At 45.2% G+C, this 18,846-nt stretch carries 19 protein-coding genes; 7 read left to right on the top strand and 12 right to left on the bottom strand.

Annotated features, from left to right (window positions below):
• From AC55NX_RS17140 to AC55NX_RS17090, 11 genes are all read right to left on the bottom strand, one after another.
• The coding region (locus AC55NX_RS17140; protein ID WP_496996835.1) for a nucleotidyl transferase AbiEii/AbiGii toxin family protein at positions 1–657 on the bottom strand (657 nt) is incomplete at its 3' end.
• Positions 650–1,189, bottom strand: coding sequence for a type IV toxin-antitoxin system AbiEi family antitoxin (gene abiEi, locus AC55NX_RS17135; protein ID WP_077334988.1), 540 nt, complete (start codon positions 1,187–1,189; stop codon positions 650–652). The genes AC55NX_RS17140 and abiEi, both read right to left, overlap by 8 nt.
• Before the next feature lie 290 nt (positions 1,190–1,479).
• A complete protein-coding gene (locus tag AC55NX_RS17130) occupies positions 1,480–1,677 on the bottom strand; it encodes a hypothetical protein (RefSeq protein ID WP_077334990.1) in 198 nt (65 codons plus the stop codon).
• Between the two features lie 496 nt (positions 1,678–2,173).
• Positions 2,174–2,608, bottom strand: coding sequence for a hypothetical protein (locus AC55NX_RS17125; protein WP_235862860.1), 435 nt, complete (start codon positions 2,606–2,608; stop codon positions 2,174–2,176).
• A complete protein-coding gene (locus AC55NX_RS17120) occupies positions 2,590–3,165 on the bottom strand; it encodes a type VI secretion system amidase effector protein Tae4 (protein ID WP_077334992.1) in 576 nt (191 codons plus the stop codon). Before AC55NX_RS17120 ends, AC55NX_RS17125 begins: the two co-directional genes overlap by 19 nt.
• On the bottom strand, positions 3,165–3,749 hold the full coding sequence (locus tag AC55NX_RS17115; RefSeq protein ID WP_404820044.1) for a type VI secretion system PAAR protein: 585 nt from the start codon (positions 3,747–3,749) through the stop codon (positions 3,165–3,167). The genes AC55NX_RS17120 and AC55NX_RS17115 overlap by 1 nt, the downstream gene beginning before the upstream one ends.
• Positions 3,750–4,100: 351 nt before the next feature.
• The gene (locus AC55NX_RS17110; protein ID WP_077334990.1) at positions 4,101–4,298 is read right to left on the bottom strand and encodes a hypothetical protein; all 198 of its coding nucleotides are present in this window, start codon (positions 4,296–4,298) and stop codon (positions 4,101–4,103) included.
• A 410-nt stretch (positions 4,299–4,708) separates the two neighbouring features.
• Positions 4,709–5,020, bottom strand: a complete 312-nt coding sequence (locus AC55NX_RS17105; protein ID WP_496996834.1) for a putative quinol monooxygenase — start codon at positions 5,018–5,020, stop codon at positions 4,709–4,711.
• Positions 5,021–5,108: 88 nt separating this feature from the next.
• Positions 5,109–6,179: an NAD(P)H-dependent flavin oxidoreductase gene (locus tag AC55NX_RS17100; RefSeq protein WP_496996833.1), complete on the bottom strand. Its 1,071-nt coding sequence runs from the start codon at positions 6,177–6,179 to the stop codon at positions 5,109–5,111.
• Between the two features lie 181 nt (positions 6,180–6,360).
• Entirely contained in the window at positions 6,361–7,293 is a 933-nt protein-coding gene (locus tag AC55NX_RS17095) for an FAD:protein FMN transferase (RefSeq protein WP_059122351.1), read from the bottom strand.
• 20 nt (positions 7,294–7,313) lie between these two features.
• On the bottom strand, positions 7,314–8,243 hold the full coding sequence (locus tag AC55NX_RS17090) for a LysR family transcriptional regulator (RefSeq protein ID WP_496996832.1): 930 nt from the start codon (positions 8,241–8,243) through the stop codon (positions 7,314–7,316).
• 149 nt (positions 8,244–8,392) lie between these two features.
• On the opposite strand from AC55NX_RS17090, the gene AC55NX_RS17085 reads away from it, so the two are divergent.
• The 7 genes from AC55NX_RS17085 to AC55NX_RS17055 all read left to right on the top strand — a co-directional run bounded on the left by AC55NX_RS17085 (position 8,393) and on the right by AC55NX_RS17055 (position 16,377).
• Positions 8,393–9,001 carry an NADPH-dependent FMN reductase gene (locus tag AC55NX_RS17085; RefSeq protein WP_496996831.1) on the top strand — a complete coding sequence of 203 codons (609 nt, stop codon included), beginning with the start codon at positions 8,393–8,395 and terminating at the stop codon, positions 8,999–9,001.
• A gap of 5 nt (positions 9,002–9,006) precedes the next feature.
• The gene (locus tag AC55NX_RS17080; RefSeq protein ID WP_496996830.1) at positions 9,007–11,427 is read left to right on the top strand and encodes a flavocytochrome c; all 2,421 of its coding nucleotides are present in this window, start codon (positions 9,007–9,009) and stop codon (positions 11,425–11,427) included.
• 301 nt (positions 11,428–11,728) lie between these two features.
• The gene (locus tag AC55NX_RS17075) at positions 11,729–12,694 is read left to right on the top strand and encodes an ABC transporter substrate-binding protein (protein WP_496996829.1); all 966 of its coding nucleotides are present in this window, start codon (positions 11,729–11,731) and stop codon (positions 12,692–12,694) included.
• 1 nt (position 12,695) lies between these two features.
• Positions 12,696–13,709, top strand: coding sequence for a FecCD family ABC transporter permease (locus tag AC55NX_RS17070; RefSeq protein WP_496996828.1), 1,014 nt, complete (start codon positions 12,696–12,698; stop codon positions 13,707–13,709).
• On the top strand, positions 13,702–14,730 hold the full coding sequence (locus AC55NX_RS17065; protein WP_496996827.1) for a FecCD family ABC transporter permease: 1,029 nt from the start codon (positions 13,702–13,704) through the stop codon (positions 14,728–14,730). Before AC55NX_RS17070 ends, AC55NX_RS17065 begins: the two co-directional genes overlap by 8 nt.
• A gap of 32 nt (positions 14,731–14,762) precedes the next feature.
• Positions 14,763–15,584, top strand: coding sequence for an ABC transporter ATP-binding protein (locus tag AC55NX_RS17060; RefSeq protein WP_496996826.1), 822 nt, complete (start codon positions 14,763–14,765; stop codon positions 15,582–15,584).
• Complete coding sequence (locus AC55NX_RS17055; protein ID WP_496996825.1) at positions 15,565–16,377, top strand: IucA/IucC family C-terminal-domain containing protein; 813 nt, start codon at positions 15,565–15,567, stop codon at positions 16,375–16,377. Before AC55NX_RS17060 ends, AC55NX_RS17055 begins: the two co-directional genes overlap by 20 nt.
• A gap of 68 nt (positions 16,378–16,445) precedes the next feature.
• Here AC55NX_RS17055 and AC55NX_RS17050 read toward each other — a convergent pair whose 3' ends face one another.
• On the bottom strand, positions 16,446–18,545 hold the full coding sequence (locus tag AC55NX_RS17050) for a TonB-dependent receptor (RefSeq protein WP_496996824.1): 2,100 nt from the start codon (positions 18,543–18,545) through the stop codon (positions 16,446–16,448).
• Positions 18,546–18,846: the final 301 nt, after the last annotated feature.

The following is an 18,846-nucleotide window of genomic DNA, read 5'->3' as shown; positions in this document are numbered from 1 at the left end:
AATATTCAGCACGGCACCATTTCGCTTCAAAAACACCAGATCCCAAACATCTCTATACCTGATATATTTCTGTGTAGCAGGGAGGGAAATAATTTTATCAGCCATAACTTCATCAAGGGTTTCCGTGTAAATTAATGTTGATGAGTAACCATCCGGAAGAAAATCATAGTTCTTACCTAGAGGTAATGGCTCCTTGGTGTAGGCAGGGATATTTGCTATCTCTAGTTTAATTCTCTGTTTAGCTAAGTGTTTTTGCCCCGGTGAAGTCACTACCGCAATTTGCCATTTATCAATATTCAGCTCAGCATACTTCGGATCTTGCTTAAGCGAGCTTGGCTCCTTGACTGTAACCTCAAGCCCGTAACGTTCACCGATGTATTTTTCAATTACCTCCTTCATTTCAATTAACATTTTGCTACTGAAATCTTTCCCGCCAGCGAAATCCAAGTCTTCACTATATCGGTTGGAGCCTCTACATAGACGTAAAGAAGTCCCGCCTTGAAAAACTAGCCGATCTAGCAACTTCGATTCATCTAGTGCAAACAAGATGTCGTAATGAAGGAGTTCCTTCTCAATTACAGGGCGCATATCCTTTGTGCCACCCTGAGCGAGCGCCATCTCCACTAGCGCATCAAAATCTTCTTTCGTCTTAGTCATGTGTCATTGCATCCATATCAATCAAATGTGTATTACGACCCACACGCTTCAAATCTCTTAATGCGGCAACCTTTGATGCAACCCTAAGCGGCCTATCGGTGTTGATCACCTGACTTAAAATATCTGAAACTGAGCGTTTTGTATGGGTGAACTCGATTACTCCGTAATCTGTCTTGTACGTTCCCTTGGCTCCTGTTGTCATCAAGGTAAGTCTGTCTACTGGGATTTGAGAAATAACCCCATAAGAAGACAATGCCGACTCAAGGCTTACGTAGTTGTACTCGCCTCTTCTTAGAGCGGTAGCAATAAGCTCAATGGTCTTTGAGGTGTTTTTGTTTTTTGATAAGCCATATACGTAGACCCCTCTCGCTGGTCGCTCTAGTAATCCTGTTTTTACCAGGCGAGCTAGGCTATCGTTCAATGAACGGGGGGAATCTTCGTGAAAAATTTTGGCTAAATCTCGGTGCAAAAAGACATAACGACCCTTTGAATCCAGCTCGTTAAGTCTGCTAATCGCTAATTCTTGTCTCATAGTTTTAAGTCTATAGTTATTACTGTTATAGGCAGTATAAGTCACCACTTATCAGAAAATCAACAAGTGGTTATTTATTACAGGTAAAGGCAGTATAACCCATGACTTATTTCTAGAAATGATACTTAAGTAAATACTTATTACAGTTATAGGCAGTATAAGTATATACTTTGTTTTTGCGTTCAAGCTAAGAAAAGTACCCCTAGTAAGTTCCAGTCTATTATCGGAATACCACAAACCCTCTTCTAAAACGAGCCGCAATTGCGGCTCGAAATCTAAATCACCAATAACTACACCAAATGTTCCCCGTCAATCTCTTGATGGTAGCGCACGTAATGGGTGGTAATCAGGTTATTCAGATACAGCAGCACATTGCGCAGCTCTTGACTATTGTGCCGCTGTTCGGCTTCAAAGATTTCTTCTAACTGACGCAGATATTCACGGGATTTCTGGGCAAATTCGTGGTTGTAAGGAATGGTTTCGTACATAGGTTGTCACCTCTTCTTGTGATGGATGATATCTCACCACACAAAGGTTCCTAATCTTTGAGTGGTGAACTGAACAGGTTTAGGAACTACCGCTCACAAGAAACGGTGCGCCAAAGCGCCCCTATCCAGCCCACCATAATTCAGGTGTGCTGAAGTTACATGAAAACCTCAGCAAAGCTGGCATTTTACATGTCTTGTGAAGAAAAGACAGGGTTCCTAATCCCGGCACTGAATTTTGCCAGTGCATTCACAGGCTATCAGGTTTTATTTCGATAAAAGTATGAAAAAAGTATGAGATTTTGCGAGCGGGGAAGCATTGGCTACAGTCGCTGTAAGCTTGACCTCCCCTGCCATTCTTTACAAAAAAACGACAGCCATGCAGCTATCGCAGTTGATGCTCGTTGGTATATCTGAACTATGCGCAACAAAAAAGCCACGTCTTGTTTGAGCGCGGCTTTAGATGATGAAGAAATTCTGGATTAATTCTTTGGGAGCACTATTTTGCGGTTATAAACGCATCTTGCCCAGCAATGAATTCATTGAAATTTTTTGATTGATAAGCATTAAAACACCCATAACTTTCAGATATCTCACCATTTTTCATATAACCACGAGATTGCTTAGCCTCACCAACCAAAACGCTCACCGCCTCAGCATATGGATCGTGTTCCGTTTCAAGCGTCTCTTCATTTTGAACAATCATATACTCACCCTTGCCCATAAAAGAGAGCGCGCGTTTACTATATTTTAAGTCTTTCCCCAGCTTGCTATCAGGATCAATTGCAATCAGACAAGAGACCAGAGCATAATCTTTTAATTTATTCCTGGCATCAAGCACTTGCTTATTCAAGGTCTCGAAAGATGCGACACACCCTACTGAAAAAAATAGCACCGCGAAAAGCAGAGGATAGATTAGTCTTTTAATTCCCATAACATTACCCTTGTGGGGATAACAGCCCCATTATAGTGTTCTTTATAGTAATCCAACTCGTGATAGCGGCTTCCATCCCCTGTAGATGAGCCATCCCAAAGTGTTGCATGCCCATAAGCATCGTTCCATCCGCTGACTTCAGTAATAATTAATCCCTTTTTACCAGATATCGATGATATATCAGAAGGGTTCATATCGTATTCGGGCTTACCCCAATTAAATTCAATATACTTGACTAAATCTTTGACTCGAAGGATGTAGATTTTATTATCAGCACCTCGGACGCGATATATCGGATAGGTCTCAATAATTGTGCCACTTGGAACAAGAAAACCCCCATAGTTAAAACCACGACTCATCCTTAGTGCGCAGGCATTCGCGTAACTTTCACTATCAGAAAGATATAGCTCCAAGACTCTCCCACCCACTAGCTCATACACTTTTGGAGCAGACATGAAGCCAACCTCAGAGTAGGCAGACCATAAATCGGAAAATCTAGGTCGCTTGATATCTACTGTCGTTACTGAGTTTCCAGCACTTGCCGTTAAACTTCCCATCACATGTCCTTCCCTTCAAATTCCAAGCGAGTACCTTTCAGAGCATTTATTATGCAAACTTCACCGTTTCCATCGACATAGCCAGAAACGGTTTTATTGACTGGTCCAGATAGTGTGATGGAAACAGTTTCACCGGGAAGATAACCACTTGTTTTCGCATGAACATTAATATCAGTATAGTGACGTGAAACTCCTGAAATGAGCTGGCAATCAGGCCCATAAGAAAAGTAAACAGAGGTAATGGTCTTAGTAGCAACCACATTCAGTGGAGCAGCACCGCCACCTCCGGTAGATGGAACATCTCCGATGTTAACTGTGCCCCCACCGATGGTAACACCACCGCAACTGATATCACCCCCAGTGATTGCAGCAGATTTCCCATTAATAGAAACCGTAGAAGAGCCTGAGGCAATACTACGATTATGTGGAGGATGTTTGGGCTTGCTGTGAGGTGCCAGAGGATCACCGACTCTCGCCGCAGGAATACCATCAAATTTCACGTCAGGTGAGCCAGCAGTCACTGGCGTAGGAGGGAAACCATCGTGATCAGTACCTGTATCTCCAACTCTAACTGCCTTTGCCATCATGCATCCTTGTCACTTAAATAATTATTGTTAAATAAATATGCAACTAATGGCAATTTGGAAATATTTAAACCTGAATGCATATCACTGACAGATAGGTGATACTGAGATAGATAAGTCAGAACAATGATATTGGAAAAGCTCTAAATAAAACCGTGCTTAATTGTTGTTGACCACGACAAAAGTATTTTCGGTTCGTTGATTTAGCAAGCTGGTTAGTTTCCATCGTCGTTATCCGTGATCATGAGAGGTGATAACTGAACTAGCCTTCAAACTCAATTCTGAACTGAAACAAAGCCCCCCCTTCTAAAACGAGCCGCAATTGCGGCTCGAAATCTAAATCACCAATAACTACACCAAATGTTCCCCGTCAATCTCTTGATGGTAGCGCACGTAATGGGTGGTAATCAGGTTATTCAGATACAGCAGCACATTGCGCAGCTCTTGACTATTGTGCCGCTGTTCGGCTTCAAAGATTTCTTCTAACTGACGCAGATATTCACGGGATTTCTGGGCAAATTCGTGGTTGTAAGGAATGGTTTCGTACATAGGTTGTCACCTCTTCTTGTGATGGATGATATCTCACCACACAAAGGTCTCAAACTTTGGGTGGCGAACTGGACAGGTTTGAGACAGCCGCTCACAAGAAACGGTGCGCCAAAGCGCCCCTATCCAGCCCACCATAATTCAGGTGTGCTGAAGTTACATGAAAACCTCAGCAAAGCTGGAGTTTTACATGTCTTGTGAAGAAAATACAGGGGTCTCAATCCCGGCACTGAATTTTGCCAGTGCATTCACAGGCTATCAGGTTTTATTTCGATAAAAGTATGAAAAAAGTATGAGATTTTGCGAGCTGGGAAGCATTGGCTAGCTGATGTAGACGAAAGCGTGCCAGTGATCTGGAACGCTTCCGTCAGATTAGGAAAAGGATGTCGATGCCTTGATCGGTTGTTATATATTTATTCGATCACTTTATAGTAACAAGGACGCCCTGACTCATACATATTTATCAGCCTTTCCGGCAAAAAACCTCCCGGTTTGGCAGGGCCTAAAAGTACCTTTAAATATTCAATATGTGCATTTAAATCTTCTTCTGATTCCCATTGCTCATAAAGTACGAAATCCGTCGGCTGATCAATGCTTTGATTGAACGAATAAGATATACAACCTTTGCGTTTACCTACTGTTTCTGCCGTCAGCATTGACGCTATTTCTAAATATTCGTCAAGCATTTCTTCCTTTACTTTTAATTGCGCCATGATGGTTAACAAATTTATCTCCCTAGCTATGAAAATATATAACCGTTATCAAACAACGTCTGGCAGCACTTGTCCATCTAAAATACCTTGGGTAATATTTTCAGCCGTTCATTTCTAAAATAAGAACTTCTACGAGTTGTTTGGCGGTGAGTTCCCGAATCAAAGGGGCGCCCTGCCCGGCCCAATAGGCGGTATATTCATCTGTTCCCTGGTTGAGTGCGGCAAGCGATAGCTTTTTGGCGACATCGTATGCTAATGGGTAGTCCGGTACACTAGGCGCATGAGCAGATTCCAGAAATGAAGTAAACTTATTGCACAGGCCTCTGGCCGCTCTGCCTGATATCCCCTCAATTAAAATAGTTTCTTGATTCCGCTCACTGAGTAGCATATCGCGATTCTTTTGGCTTGCAGCGGATTCCGGGCAGGTGATGAATGCTGTACCGAGCTGTGCAGCAGAAGCGCCCAGCGTCATAAAATGGTTGATATGTTTGCCGTTCATGATGCCACCGGCAGCAATAATCGGTACAGAAACATTGGCGACTAAAAGACTGACCAAATCAGCCGTGTTCAGTTTGTCGTCTTCGATGTCGGTATCAAATATGGTGGAATCAAACGTCCCCCGGTGCCCTCCGGCTTCAATGCCTTGCGCGACTATCGCGTTTACACCGAGTGTTTCAATGTGTTTTGCTTCTTGCAGGTTGGTGGCCGTCGCTATCAGAAAGATACCTTCTTCCTTCAATCTCTTAATCCACTCTGCTGGCGGCAGCCCAAAGTGAAAACTAATCACCCGAGGTTTATGTTTGAGTAGTAGCAAAAACATCTCTGTATCGTGTATGAAGCTTTGATATATCTCATTTAAAGCGCTGGGTGGTTCAGCGCCTAACGCTTTGAAAAGAGGGCTGATAAAATCTAACCATCGTGCTTCTTTGTGCTGATCCCGCTCCGGCTGTTTGTGACAGAATAGATTGACATTGAATGGTTGAGTCGTCAGTTTTTTCGTCTCTTTGAGCAGAATATCGGCTTGGTGAACGTCGCTTGCACCCAGAGCAATAGAGCCCAAAGCACCGGCATTTGAGACAGCGGCGGCTAATGAAGGCGTAGAGATTCCCGCCATCGGAGCCTGAATGATTGGATGTATATTTAAACGGGAGGTCAGAGGATTCTGTTTCATGGCGATTCACCTCAGTGTAAGTTGATCACTTGGCGCTGTAATTTGCTTTGAATATATCAGAATTGCTTGTGTGATTGCTGCCCCATGCTGTGCCGTTTTCCTTTCGCGCCTGCGGCAATAGGCTCGATAGTAACATAGCCGCATATTTTAACTATGTCATTTGTAACGATATCATTTGTAACTACGCCATAGTGACCTTGTCTCTCAGATTCGGCGTCGTGGCAAATTGCCCGTCTCCGGTGATCACGATTGCTTCCATGCCATCAATCTGGTTAACGGTGGTTAAAATACGTCTGGCATCTAAGCCAAAAAGTTTGGTGGTATAGATGTCGCAGTCCAACGAGTGATCCGAAATAATGCTTAAAGAAGCCACATTGTTATCGACCGGATAACCACTGTGGCTGTCAAAAATGTGGTGGTAGCGGTTGCCATGATATTGAAAGGTTCTCTCGTAGATCCCGGAAGTGACGACGGACTGATTTCGGATCTTCACCGTGGCAACACAGTGGCCTCGGGGTAAAAAAGGATTCTGGATACCCACATCCCAATCGAGATTATGCTTCGGGGATTCACCATACACCAGCAGATTGCCACCAATATCAATCATGGCGGAGACGGGCTGCTTTTCTTTGAAGAAAGCCATGATCTGATCGCTGAAATATCCCTTCGCAATCGCACCCAGATCGATTTCCAGACCAGGCTTGGTAAAACAGACCGATTGTTGTGCATCGTTCAGCACAATATCCGCAGGATTTAAGCGCTCCAATACCTGCTGTATTTCGGTTGGATCGGGCACCCTAGCTTCTGCAAAGCCAATCCGCCACAGCTTAATCAACGGGCCAATCGCAATATTTAAAAAGCTATCGGCATCAAGGCTGTGCTGCTTGCCGATCTTGATTAATTCATATAAATCATGGTCAACGACGACGGGTTGATTCACGGCAGCGTTTTTCAACGCAAACAGTTGAGACTGCTCGCTGTTGGCACTAAAGACGGCCTCATAGCGCCTCAACATTGAAACCGCCTGATTTAACCACTGTTCCGCCTGATTACCTTTAAAGTACAGGCGAATGGTGGTTCCCATCAGCTGGATTTCTTGTGAGCCTTCAGTCATGTCTTTTCCTTTCCGTATCATCAGTATTTGGCGGTATCGTTATAACGTAAGAATGAATCCAGCAGCCCTTGCTCCATTGTGGAAAGCTCCCGATTACCGTGATGAGCGATGAAATAATCTAAGTTTAATTGCTCAATCGGCAGCGGATAAATATTGTACTCTGCGGGACAAGGAGTAACGGGCAAACTTTCGGGAACGAACGTGATCCCGCAGCCAGCCATTGCAAGATGTTTGACGGTAGCAATTTCTCTGCTTTCTAACACGATATCGGGCTTGATTTTGTAAATACTGAATAAATGATCCAACTGCGCTCTGATGGCGGATCCTTTCGCGGTCAACACCAACCTTTGTCGCAATAAATCTTCCATCGCAACTCGTCCAGCTCCAATCGTGGCAATGCCTGCCTGATAAAGTTCGCAGGATTTGGGGATCACGGCAAAATAGCCATGCTTGCCCCATGAAACAGCGAGCAGATTGGGCGCAATACTGCTTGAGTTCTGCCCAATCCAAAAGTCCACTTCACCCTTTAGCAGTCGCTTCTCATTGTTTTCCGGTATATCTTCCGCCAGCTCGATTTGACAGTCAGGATAGCGTGCCAGAAATTTAGGTAAAAATAACGGAATCAGGTACGTCCCAATACTGGTTAAGATCCCGATTTTGATGGTTTGCTTATCCTTGTCAGTGATGGCGGCAATTTGCCTGCGCATATTGGCGTGCACCGTATCGAGCGAGCCAAGATAGTCATAGTAAATCTTTCCTTGCTCGGTTAAACGGTAAGGCAGCTCATTTCGGTTAATGATCTGACAATTCAACTCGTTTTCGATCCGTTTAATCACCTGAGTTAAGTAGGGTTGAGAGATATAGAGGAAATTTGCCGCCTTGCTGTAATTGCTAAACTTAAGCAACGCATCAATATAATATAAGGTGTGTTGATTGTGATATTTTGACATCTCATCCCCGATTCTGCGCAACAACCTGACCATGATAACAAATTACTTATTAAGGATGAATATATAGCTATTAGATAGATTTTTCATACTGTGTTAAAACAATACCCAGAAATTAAATATGGTTTTTAACAGTATAGGAACCCACCGATATGAACTACTTAGCTATCGTTGGCACGAATTCTGAGGTGTCAACAAACCGTATGCTACTGCAATTCATGCAACGGCACTTTCAAGCACAAGCGCAACTGGAGCTTTATGAGATCAGAGATTTGCCTGCTTTCTATGAAGCGGACGATGACCAAATCCCTCAGGAAGTCACCAGCTTATCTGACAAGATCCGTCAGGCAGATGGCGTGATTATTGCGACACCGGAGTATGACCATGCTATTCCGGCGGTGTTAAAAAGTGCATTGGAATGGATCAGTTACACCAGTCAGGCACTCACCGACAAGCCGGTTTTAATTGTCGGTGCTTCCCACGGTGCACTCGGATCTTCACGTGCTCAAGCCCACCTTCGCCAGATTCTTGACTCCCCGGAACTCGCCGCACGTCTGATGCCCAGCAGCGAGTTTCTGCTCGGAAAATCACAAGCTGCCTTTAATGCCAGCGGCAAATTAACCGATGAACATAAGCAGGCTGAACTCGATGAGATTTTCAGAGAGTTTGTGCTGTTTACCGAAATGATAACAAAACTCTTATCAGAGAAAACGGTCATTAAAAAAGCTAAAAAATACGCTTGGCAAACCCGGGAGGCATGAGAGCAATGAAATTTACAGCAATCGTCGGCACGACATCGCCAAAGTCCTACAACAGGACACTGCTGCAGTTTATGCAAGCGCATTTCAAGGATAAAGCAGACATTGAACTGTTGGAGATTGATCAAGTCCCCATGTTCAATCAAGACCAACCGTCTACCAACGCACAGCTCTTGGAAATCAATCAAAAAATCATCGCCAGTGACGGCGTGATTATTGCGACCCCAGAATATAACCACTCGATTCCGTCAAGCCTGAAAAGCGTGCTTGAATGGCTCAGCTACGAGCTTCACCCGCTGGATGGCAAGCCGGTGATGATTTTGGGCGCGTCTATCGATGCTCAGGGCTCCTCCCGGGCGCAATTGCACCTGCGTCAGATATTGGATGCACCCGGAGTCAACGCCAATGTGATGCCGGGATACGAATTCTTACTGGGCAATGCTCATCAAGCCTTTGATGACCAGGGTCAGTTGAACAACGAAGGAACAATCGACTTTTTAGAAATCTGTTTTTTCAGATTTATGCGCTTTGCCAAGATCTCAAACCAACTGAATGTAGAAGAGGATTTCTCTTTCACCCCGGGGACTTATGAAGTCCATGCTTTGGGTCACGGTGGTGCGCTGCCGATGCAGGTTTCCTTCAGCGAGAAGAAAATTGAAAGCATTCATATTGACACCGCCGGTGAGACAGAAGGCTTGGCGGATGTGGTATTTGTGCGCATCCCGGACAAGATCATCGAGGGGCAAACGCTGAACGTGGATGCCCTGTCAGGCGCATCTGAAACCAGTCATGCCGTGATTGATGGGGTTGCCAAAGCAGTGAAACTGGCTGGTGTTAACCCTGATATCCTGAAAAAACGGCCGAAACCGGCCAGCAGCTTGAATCGAGAGGACGAAGAATACAGCTGTGATGTGGTTGTGATTGGCGGCGGCGGTGCTGGCTTGAGTGCCGCAGCAACGGTTTTACAAGCGGGTAAAAGTGCGATTGTGCTGGAAAAATTCCCGGCAGTCGGTGGTAACACCATTCGTACCGGTGGGCCGATTAATGCTGCCGACCCGGAATGGCAGCGTACTTTCGATGAAAACCCGGGGGAAAGGCATACCATTGAAGCGCTGTTAAGCACCGATGAAAGCGAGATTCACCCGGAATATCTGGCTGACTTCAGAGCACTGAAAGAGGAATTCGCGGCCTATCAGCAGCAGTTCGGCGATCAAAAAGGCTATCTGTTTGATTCACCACTGCTGCACAGAATGCAAACTTATTTCGGTGGTAAACGGACTGACCTTGAAGGCAACAGCATCTACGGGCAATACGATCTGGTTAAAATCTTAACCGACCATGCACTGGAAAGTGTGCAGTGGCTGGAAGATATCGGGGTTGAGTATGACAAAGATATCGTGTTTGCCCCAGTCGGTGCCCTGTGGCGGCGTGGACATAAGCCCGTCAAAAGATACGGGACTGCCTTTATTCTTGCCTTAAGCCGCTATATTGAATCGATGTCAGGCACCATTCTTACCGATAGTCCGGCCAAAGAATTTCTCATTGAAGACGGTGAAATTAAAGGGATGATTGCGACCGGCGTCAACGGCCAGAAGATTACCATTCATGCCAAAGCGGTTGTGCTGGCCAGTGGCGGGTTTGGTGCCAATACCAAGATGCTCCAACAATATAACACGTACTGGAGCCACATTGCTGACGATATCAAAACCACCAACTCCTATGCGATGACCGGAGACGGCATTGTGCTGGGCCAGTCCGTCGGTGCAGGTTTAACCGGTATGGGCTTCACGCAGATGATGCCCGTCGCAGATCCGAATACCGGTGAACTCTTCAGTGGCCTTCAAGTACCACCGGAGAACTTCGTCATTGTGAATAAACAAGGGAAACGTTTCATTAATGAATTTGCCGGACGAGATGTATTAACCAAAGCGGCATTGGCAGAAGGCGGCCTCTTCTATCTGATTGCAGATGATGAGATTAAGAAAACCGCGGCGAACACCAGTCAGGAGAAAATTGACCGTCAAGTCGAAGCGGGAACGCTGTTCAGAGCTGATACCCTTGAAGAGCTGGCCGTTCAGGTTGGCATGGAACCGGAAGTCTTGGTGGAAACCATCAACAAATACAATCGCTATGTAGACGCAGGACACGATCCTGAATTCCACAAGGATACCTTTAGCCTGAAAGTGGAAAAAGCGCCTTTCTATGCCACGCCCAGACAACCGGCGGTTCACCATACAATGGGCGGGCTTAAGATTGATACCGCCACGCGAGTTCTGGATGAAAACAACCGACCAATCAAGCACCTGTATGCTGCGGGTGAAGTCGCCGGTGGGATTCATGCGGGCAACCGTCTTGGCGGTAATGCACTGGCAGATATCTTTACTTTCGGCCGTATTGCCGGAAAAACAGCCATGAGTGAAATGGACTAAGCAGTGAAATGAACTCAGCCGCGCTGCGTTCAAGCAACGCGCTCAGGCAACTCAGAGAGAGCGACGAATACTCGCTCTCTCATTTCACCACATTTCGCGTGCCGCCTTCTCGTGCTTTGAACGCATCAAAGTCGCGCACAACCAATGCCTGTTAACTCCCTATCATTCCTTCGGTTTGAATCATCCATTCCGTTCGATGAATTCCCCCTCTAATCGTGACAAATTTGACTATAGGGCAGAAAAACTGTAAATAGGAATACTTATCACTATCATAACCATAACATTAGATAAGGCCTTCTCAATGCGTATTCGCAGTGTTGCTGTCGTGAGTAGAATGATTTTGAATTATGCGCTCCTGTTTCCCCTATTCCTGTGTTCCAGTTTTTTTTCCTATTCAGGAGAGATTGCACCTCAGTCTGTGGTCCATGCGATGGGCGTCACTGCAATACCTCAGCGCGCTATTCGTGTCATCACTTTATTTCAGGGAGCGACAGATTCTGCCGTTGCACTGGGTATTCATCCGATAGGCGTTGTCGACTCTTGGGCCGAAAAGCCAACTTACCGCTATTTACGTGAGCCGTTAAAGGACGTCGTACATGTTGGTTTGGAAACACAGCCGAATCTGGAAACAGTCGCCGCCCTTCACCCAGACTTGATTATCGGTTCGAAATCGCGTCATGAGAAAATTTATCCTCAACTTTCACAAATCGCACCCACAATATTTACTGAAAATGTTTCCGACTTTAAACATACATTGGAACTGACCGCCCAAGCGACAGGGCGTGAGTCAGAAGGAAAGAAACTTTTAGAACAGTGGCAAAACCGGGTTACACAGTTTCGATCCGAGCTACAGAAGAGCATTCCAAATTGGCCAATAACAGCCTCCATCATCAATGTCAGGGCTGATCATTTACGTTTATATCTACAAGATAGTTTTCCGGGCATGGTCCTCCGTGCGATTGGATTCCAGTTGCCAAAGGTAAATGGTTCCGCAAACTGGGGGATCAAGCTGAAATCAAAAGAAGCTTTGCCCGCCTTAAATGCAGATGTGTTTTTCATCATTCCCCATTCCGACAGTGCAGCCGTTAAACAGAACTTCCAGATCTGGAGTCACCATCCTCTGTGGAAGGTTCTCAATGCACCTAAAAATAATGCGGTGTACACCGTAGAGAGAACGAGCTGGTTATTGTCTGGCGGTATTTTAGGTGCCAATCGGATACTCGATCAAATCGCCAGTCTTTATCATCTGAAGTCAGCAGTGAGATAGTATGATATTCAATCCATCGCATTATGGCTATCGCGCAGGTCTCGTTGCCTTATCGCTCCTGTTGCTTTTCATCGCATTCACAGCCAGTATGGCAGTGGGACAATACCCTATCCCATTTACCAAGATATGGGGAGCACTTTGGTCAACCAACCCCAACAATATTGATCACATCATTCTCACCACCACCCGGTTATCCCGCAGCGTGATTGCCTGTTCAGTCGGGGCCGGGCTTGCTGTGTCCGGCGTGCTGATGCAGTCATTGACCCGCAATCCGTTAGCTTCTCCGGCAGTTTTCGGTGTGAACAGCGGTGCAGTCTTCTTTATCGTTTTGTTTACAGAATATTTTGGTGTTGGTTCACTGGATGACTATATCTGGATCGCTTTTGCAGGTTCGGCATTCGCCGGATTACTCGTGTATGGATTAGGGTGTATGGGCCATGATGGTTTATCGCCCGTGAGGGTGGTGATTGCCGGCGCTGCCATTTCAGCGCTGTTTATGGCCTTCACTCAGGGACTCCTGATCATCGGGCAAGAAGGATTAGACAGTGTACTGTTTTGGGTTGCCGGCTCGGTATCCGGGCGTGAATTATCCACCGTATCACCCTTTTTGCCTTATATATATGTCGCGATTTTGTTCTCCATCTTACTTTCCCCACATATCAATATTTTGCTATCCGGAGACGATATCGCGACGGGGCTTGGACAAAATACCTTATTGCTGAAAATCGCACTGAGTCTCTTGATCGTCAGTCTTGCCGGTATTTGTGTCTCCATCGCAGGAAACATTGGCTTTATTGGTTTGATTGTCCCGCATATGGTACGAGCACTGGTGGGGAACAATCACCAGTGGTTACTGACTCTGAGCGCAATTTGGGGCGCAATATTATTACTGCTGGCCGACGTCGTTGGCCGGATAATTTGGGCACCACAAGTGATACCTATTGGTGTGATGACGGCATTACTTGGTGCCCCGTTCTTCATTTTCCTCGCCCGGAAAGGACATCAACATGGATAAACAATTCATAGTACGTCATCGTTGGCTGTCCTTTTCCGTAGCGTTTTCAGATTTAATCGTACTGTTACTCTCGTTCTTACTCACTTTATCGGTGATGTGGTGTTCTCTATCGATCGGCACGTTGAATGTAGACGTCAGCCATGCCTTACTTCGATTGCTACATCCTGACTCTGCACAACCATTTGTGATAGAAACATTACGGTTACCTCGTATGCTAATGGCCGCGTTGGTTGGCGCGGCACTCGGATGTTCCGGGCTTGTGCTTCAATCGATGATCCGAAATCCACTTGCTTCCCCGGATATTATCGGCATTACCAGTGGCGCATCTGCCGCAGCGGTATGCTTTCTATCTTTTTTCCAAGCGATACTGAGTATCGAATGGTTACCTGTCTTTGCTATTTGTGGCGCGTTCTCTGCCAGCTTGTTGATCTATGTTTTGTCGTGGCGTCATGGGGTTACGCCCATGCGCTTGATTTTAGTTGGTATCGGCGTATCGGCCGCGATGGGTGCGATTGTAACCTTACTGATTGCGGTCAGCTCGGAGTCAACCAGTCTCACGGCCTATATCTGGCTGACAGGCAGTGTTTATGGGGCCAGTTGGAGTGACGTGAAAGAACTCTTTATGTGGGTATTGGTCAGTCTGAGCCTGTCTCTGTTTTTTGCACGCCGAATCAATGCACAAGAGCTGGGGGACCAAACGGCTGTCGGTCTGGGTATTCCGTTGCAATCAACCCGGATCAGCTTGTTATTTTTAAGCGTTTTAATGGCAGCTCCGGCCATCGCTTATGCGGGTGCGGTAAGCTTTGTGGGTTTAATCGCGCCACATATTGCCCGTCGTTTTGTCACAAGAAGTTTTGCTTTATTAATGCCAACGACTGCCTTCACGGGTGCATGTCTGGTGATGCTGGCTGATTTATGTGGCCGTACCTTATTTCAACCGTTAGATATACCGGCAGGTGTATTTGTGTCGGCTATCGGGGCGCCATTCTTCATTTATTTACTATACCGTCAACGTTTTTAAAACGAGAAATACAACTGAAATAGGTGACTTCTTTGCAAACAACACCGCCATTAACTACCGAAAGCCTGTTACTTGGCTATGGTAAAAGCCCGATCATCAACTCGCTTGATTTAGCGATCCAACCCCATCAGATCACCGCACTGGTCGGAGGGAATGGTTGTGGTAAATCGACCTTACTCAAGTCACTGGCCCGCCTGCTCAAACCTCAGGCGGGCGAGATATTTCTCTATGATAAGCGCCTGAATAAGCAGTCTGGTAAAGAAGTGGCTCGACGGCTGGCGATTCTGCCACAAGGCCCCGTTGCGCCAGAAGGGCTATCCGTTGAACAATTAGTCAGACAAGGACGATACCCCCATCAAAACTGGCTACAAAACTGGCGTGAAGAAGATGAACGGTTGGTACATAAAGCCTTGGTAGATACCCACATGTTGGAGTTCGCAACACGTCCCGTAGAATCGTTGTCTGGCGGTCAGCGTCAACGAGCGTGGATAGCGATGGCTTTGGCACAAGACACAGATGTCTTGTTACTTGATGAACCGACAACTTATTTAGATCTCACCCATCAAATCGAAATTTTGGATTTGTTGTATGAATTGAACCAGAAACAACAAACAACCATTCTGATGGTACTGCATGATCTCAACTTAGCCTGCCGTTATGCACACCAAATGATTGCGATAAAGGATGGCTCAATTTTTCGTCAGGGCGTTCCCGAAGAGATTCTCGATGTGCAGATGGTTGAAGCGGTGTTTGGTATGAAATGCCATATCACGCAAGATCCTCTGTTTGGTACCCCAATGTGTATCCCATACGGAAAAGGACGCTGTATTTCAGATGACATCAATCACGCATAACGAAAATCATACCCTACGCAGTGATGAATGGGATAAATTGAGCGAACTCGGGCTAAGAGACCGTCACAATGTCGCTTTGCCATCGATTGATACCTGTGCGCTATTGAACGATGACACATGCCTTCACGTTCTCAAACAAATTCAGCCTGAAATTGGTGCCCCTGACTTAAAAGTCACGGCTTCTCTGGTCATCAAACGCATCGCGTTTCTCACCTTAGCGCCAATGCTTTATGCGATGTCCTGTTACAACAAAGGATTAGATGTATCGATTGAGAATTGCATTTTTGAATACCCGTTAGAAAACCGATTGTGGCGATCCAACATGCCACTTAAAAATGTGCAGGTCAGCTTTCCGTCTGATTTTCCATCTCACGTTCAATCATCAGCGCGAGATTCTTGGCGTCAAAGATTGTTAACGCAGGCCTTTCAAGGAAACTTATCTTTACTTGTCAAACAGTTACATCGATTAACCCGAGTACCACAAGCCGTCTTGTGGGAAAACATTGCCGTGCGTATTTTCGGTATTTATGAAAGACGAATCATGACTAGCCTTTGCCAAGACCAACAAGTGGCTCTCGCACAATCTGATTTGTCCTACTTACTCAATCAGAGCACCACGGAAATATACAATACACCGACCAATCCTATCGCCCGCTATTACGCAGATAAGTCCATTCCTGAACACCAATCAGAGTTGGTAAGAATTCGGCGTACTTGTTGTTATTACTATAAGGCAACCGATCCAATGATTTTCTGTGGTAATTGTCCGTTACTATGTAAAAAAAAGCGGTAACCGGAGCTCAAATCTAAAAAAACGCCATCTTCAATTGAATGAAGATGGCGTGTCAGATCATGAAATGCTTAGAAATTTACACCATATCCAATCGTGAGCGTTCGACCCCGACCTTTAAAGTAGAAATCATCATTCTTATAAGCACTTTGTGAATAGTATGTGAAGTAATCTTCATTAAGAAGGTTAGCAACAGACACTTTTAACGTCCCGACCGGTAGCTTGTACCCCATTGATGCGTCAACTAACGTGTAACCATCAAAATTGAGTTCCTCGTCATCAAAAGTTCTGTCAAAGTTATGATTAGCCTGTAGCATGGTTGATAGATCTTCTGTCCACTGTGCCGTCCAAGCGACTCGTAAACGGTTAGGCGGAATGTCTGCGCCAGTCAGTTTGGTATCAACGTGGCCATCACCATCCGTGTCTGATTTTCCTTCGATATAAGAATAACCTGTCACAAATTTATGCTGCTCGTTTAACTGATAACCCACTGATGCCTCAGCACCTTTGATCTCTTTTCTTTCCCTGCTGACCGTGTATAAACCGTCATTTTCAACAATACGGCTTCCTAGCTTTGATATCGATTCGTAGTAACTGATTTCAAAATAAACACTGTTTTTCTTTATACGGAAACCACCTTCATAGTTGTCAGTGATGATCGGTGAAAGGTCTATCAAATTATCTACGTCTTGCCCGGTTTGGTTTACACCACGAAGTACTCGACCGACATCCGGCATACCAAAGCCTTGAGAGTAGTTGGCAAAGACACTGACACTTGGCGTCAACTTAAACACTGCCCCTACGTTATACACTGTCTTATCAAAGCTCGGCGAACCACCGTCAACCGTTACCCCATTTTGGGCGGCAACCGTCTGATAAGTTGGTATCTTAAGCTTTGCATTCTCATATCGCGCACCGGCTTGTAGAACCAAACGCGCTATCGGTTTATATTCTAGTTGTAGGAAAGGTGCATAATTGTAATAGGTGGTTTCTGGAACGTAAGTACGGCCAGTTAAAATTAGATTCTGGCTCGTAGTGTCTTTTAAAAGGTCAATACCACCCGTAATATTTACGGTTTGATCAAACAGTCCTTCCTTCAATAGACTGAACTTGGCCCCAATCTTATCCGATTCATTTTGGGACTGGTCGTAAATCGTTTCCGTTGTGCTTGGATCCTGGAAACTTGAAGAAGTTGATGCCCCGTAACGCCCTTCAAAGCTTTGATAATATGTTTGTGCTGTTAATGACATTCCAGAAAAATCAGTGTCGGTGTAAACCAAACTGTATGTTTGCACGTCATTAAAAGGAGCTTCACCAACTGGGGTAGCTTTAACAGAGGATGTAGCAATACCATTTTCCCTATCTCCAGATACTCCGGTATAGTTCATTTGTCCTTTTATTTTATATTGGTTCACAGCAAACTGCAGGTTTTTACTATCACTAAACCAATATCCTAATTTCACAAATCCATCATAGCTACGAGAGTCCATCAGATCCCCGCGAACTGTCGCTGAGCCGACATCATTGCCATTGGCATCTTCGTAAATACCCTGAATATCACCAGTCATTCCGACCAGATAGTCCCAATTATCTTTGGAGCCTTTAGCGTTATAACTCGCACGATAAGCAAGTGAATCTGTGTCTGAATCATTAGTCGGTGTGGTTAATTGCACATCAAAATGTTGTTTAAGTGGTTCACTGGTATCATTTGATTTGGTGATAAAGTTAATAATGGCACCCGTAGCACCAAGTCCGTGAATTGCAGTGGCACCATGGATAACTTCAATCCTTTCGACCATCGACAAATCAATTGTGTGTGCTGAACGGCTCCCTTCCCTCAACGGGTTCGACTGAGGAACGCCGTCAATCATATACAGAACTGACCGCCCCCTGAATGTCTGACTACTATTGTTGAGCTTTTGGGTATTGGGAGAATAGGCCGGCAATAGGCTTGATAATACCTGCGAACTATCACTGCTAATAGCTAATTGCTGTTCAATTTGCTCTGGTGTGATAATCGTGACAACTTGTGAAGAGTCTTCCTGAGCCAAGTTGGTTCGGCTCGACTTAACAACCATAGTCTCAGTTTGTTGGTCTTGAGCCACTGCATAAATGGGCATTAAGATTGAAGCCGTAATCGGTAACAAAAGCTTCGTTTTCGATATGTTCATTTAAAACTGCCTAACTATCTTATTTATAATACGCATTATAATGATAATTATTATTATTTCCATATATAATGTTTCAGAAAAATCAATTCATACACAGAGATGAAGCTGCGTGATTTATAGAGGTCAATTAAATCCGGGCTCTCGGTCACGGAGCCCCATCACTATGTTGATGGGAGTTGCCAGCGGCCATAGGCCTGTAGCCATCCCTACTTTTGTCTTTTCCAACATCGCTCTTCCATCTTTCATGGAATGGGACCTCTTAGGTTGCAAATATCTTAGGGGTTGTCCACTTTACCGAAAG

It is taken from the genome of Vibrio rubrogenes, assembly GCF_059641415.1.
Note: the sequence above shows the minus strand (reverse complement) of the source record. Positions and strands in the feature narration are given on the sequence as shown.

What these genes read in the sequence shown, in the direction of transcription:
- AC55NX_RS17065 (WP_496996827.1), top strand. Translation starts at nt 13,702, where the DNA reads ATGGATAAACAATTCATAGTACGTCATCGTTGGCTGTCCTTTTCCGTA.
- AC55NX_RS17120 (WP_077334992.1), bottom strand. Translation starts at nt 3,165, where the DNA reads ATGGGAAGTTTAACGGCAAGTGCTGGAAACTCAGTAACGACAGTAGAT.
- AC55NX_RS17080 (WP_496996830.1), top strand. Translation starts at nt 9,007, where the DNA reads ATGAAATTTACAGCAATCGTCGGCACGACATCGCCAAAGTCCTACAAC.
- AC55NX_RS17085 (WP_496996831.1), top strand. Translation starts at nt 8,393, where the DNA reads ATGAACTACTTAGCTATCGTTGGCACGAATTCTGAGGTGTCAACAAAC.
- AC55NX_RS17110 (WP_077334990.1), bottom strand. Translation starts at nt 4,298, where the DNA reads ATGTACGAAACCATTCCTTACAACCACGAATTTGCCCAGAAATCCCGT.
- AC55NX_RS17055 (WP_496996825.1), top strand. Translation starts at nt 15,565, where the DNA reads ATGACATCAATCACGCATAACGAAAATCATACCCTACGCAGTGATGAA.
- AC55NX_RS17070 (WP_496996828.1), top strand. Translation starts at nt 12,696, where the DNA reads ATGATATTCAATCCATCGCATTATGGCTATCGCGCAGGTCTCGTTGCC.
- AC55NX_RS17090 (WP_496996832.1), bottom strand. Translation starts at nt 8,243, where the DNA reads ATGTCAAAATATCACAATCAACACACCTTATATTATATTGATGCGTTG.
- AC55NX_RS17100 (WP_496996833.1), bottom strand. Translation starts at nt 6,179, where the DNA reads ATGAAACAGAATCCTCTGACCTCCCGTTTAAATATACATCCAATCATT.
- AC55NX_RS17095 (WP_059122351.1), bottom strand. Translation starts at nt 7,293, where the DNA reads ATGACTGAAGGCTCACAAGAAATCCAGCTGATGGGAACCACCATTCGC.
- AC55NX_RS17130 (WP_077334990.1), bottom strand. Translation starts at nt 1,677, where the DNA reads ATGTACGAAACCATTCCTTACAACCACGAATTTGCCCAGAAATCCCGT.
- abiEi (WP_077334988.1), bottom strand. Translation starts at nt 1,189, where the DNA reads ATGAGACAAGAATTAGCGATTAGCAGACTTAACGAGCTGGATTCAAAG.
- AC55NX_RS17125 (WP_235862860.1), bottom strand. Translation starts at nt 2,608, where the DNA reads ATGGGAATTAAAAGACTAATCTATCCTCTGCTTTTCGCGGTGCTATTT.
- AC55NX_RS17075 (WP_496996829.1), top strand. Translation starts at nt 11,729, where the DNA reads ATGCGTATTCGCAGTGTTGCTGTCGTGAGTAGAATGATTTTGAATTAT.
- AC55NX_RS17050 (WP_496996824.1), bottom strand. Translation starts at nt 18,545, where the DNA reads ATGAACATATCGAAAACGAAGCTTTTGTTACCGATTACGGCTTCAATC.
- AC55NX_RS17115 (WP_404820044.1), bottom strand. Translation starts at nt 3,749, where the DNA reads ATGGCAAAGGCAGTTAGAGTTGGAGATACAGGTACTGATCACGATGGT.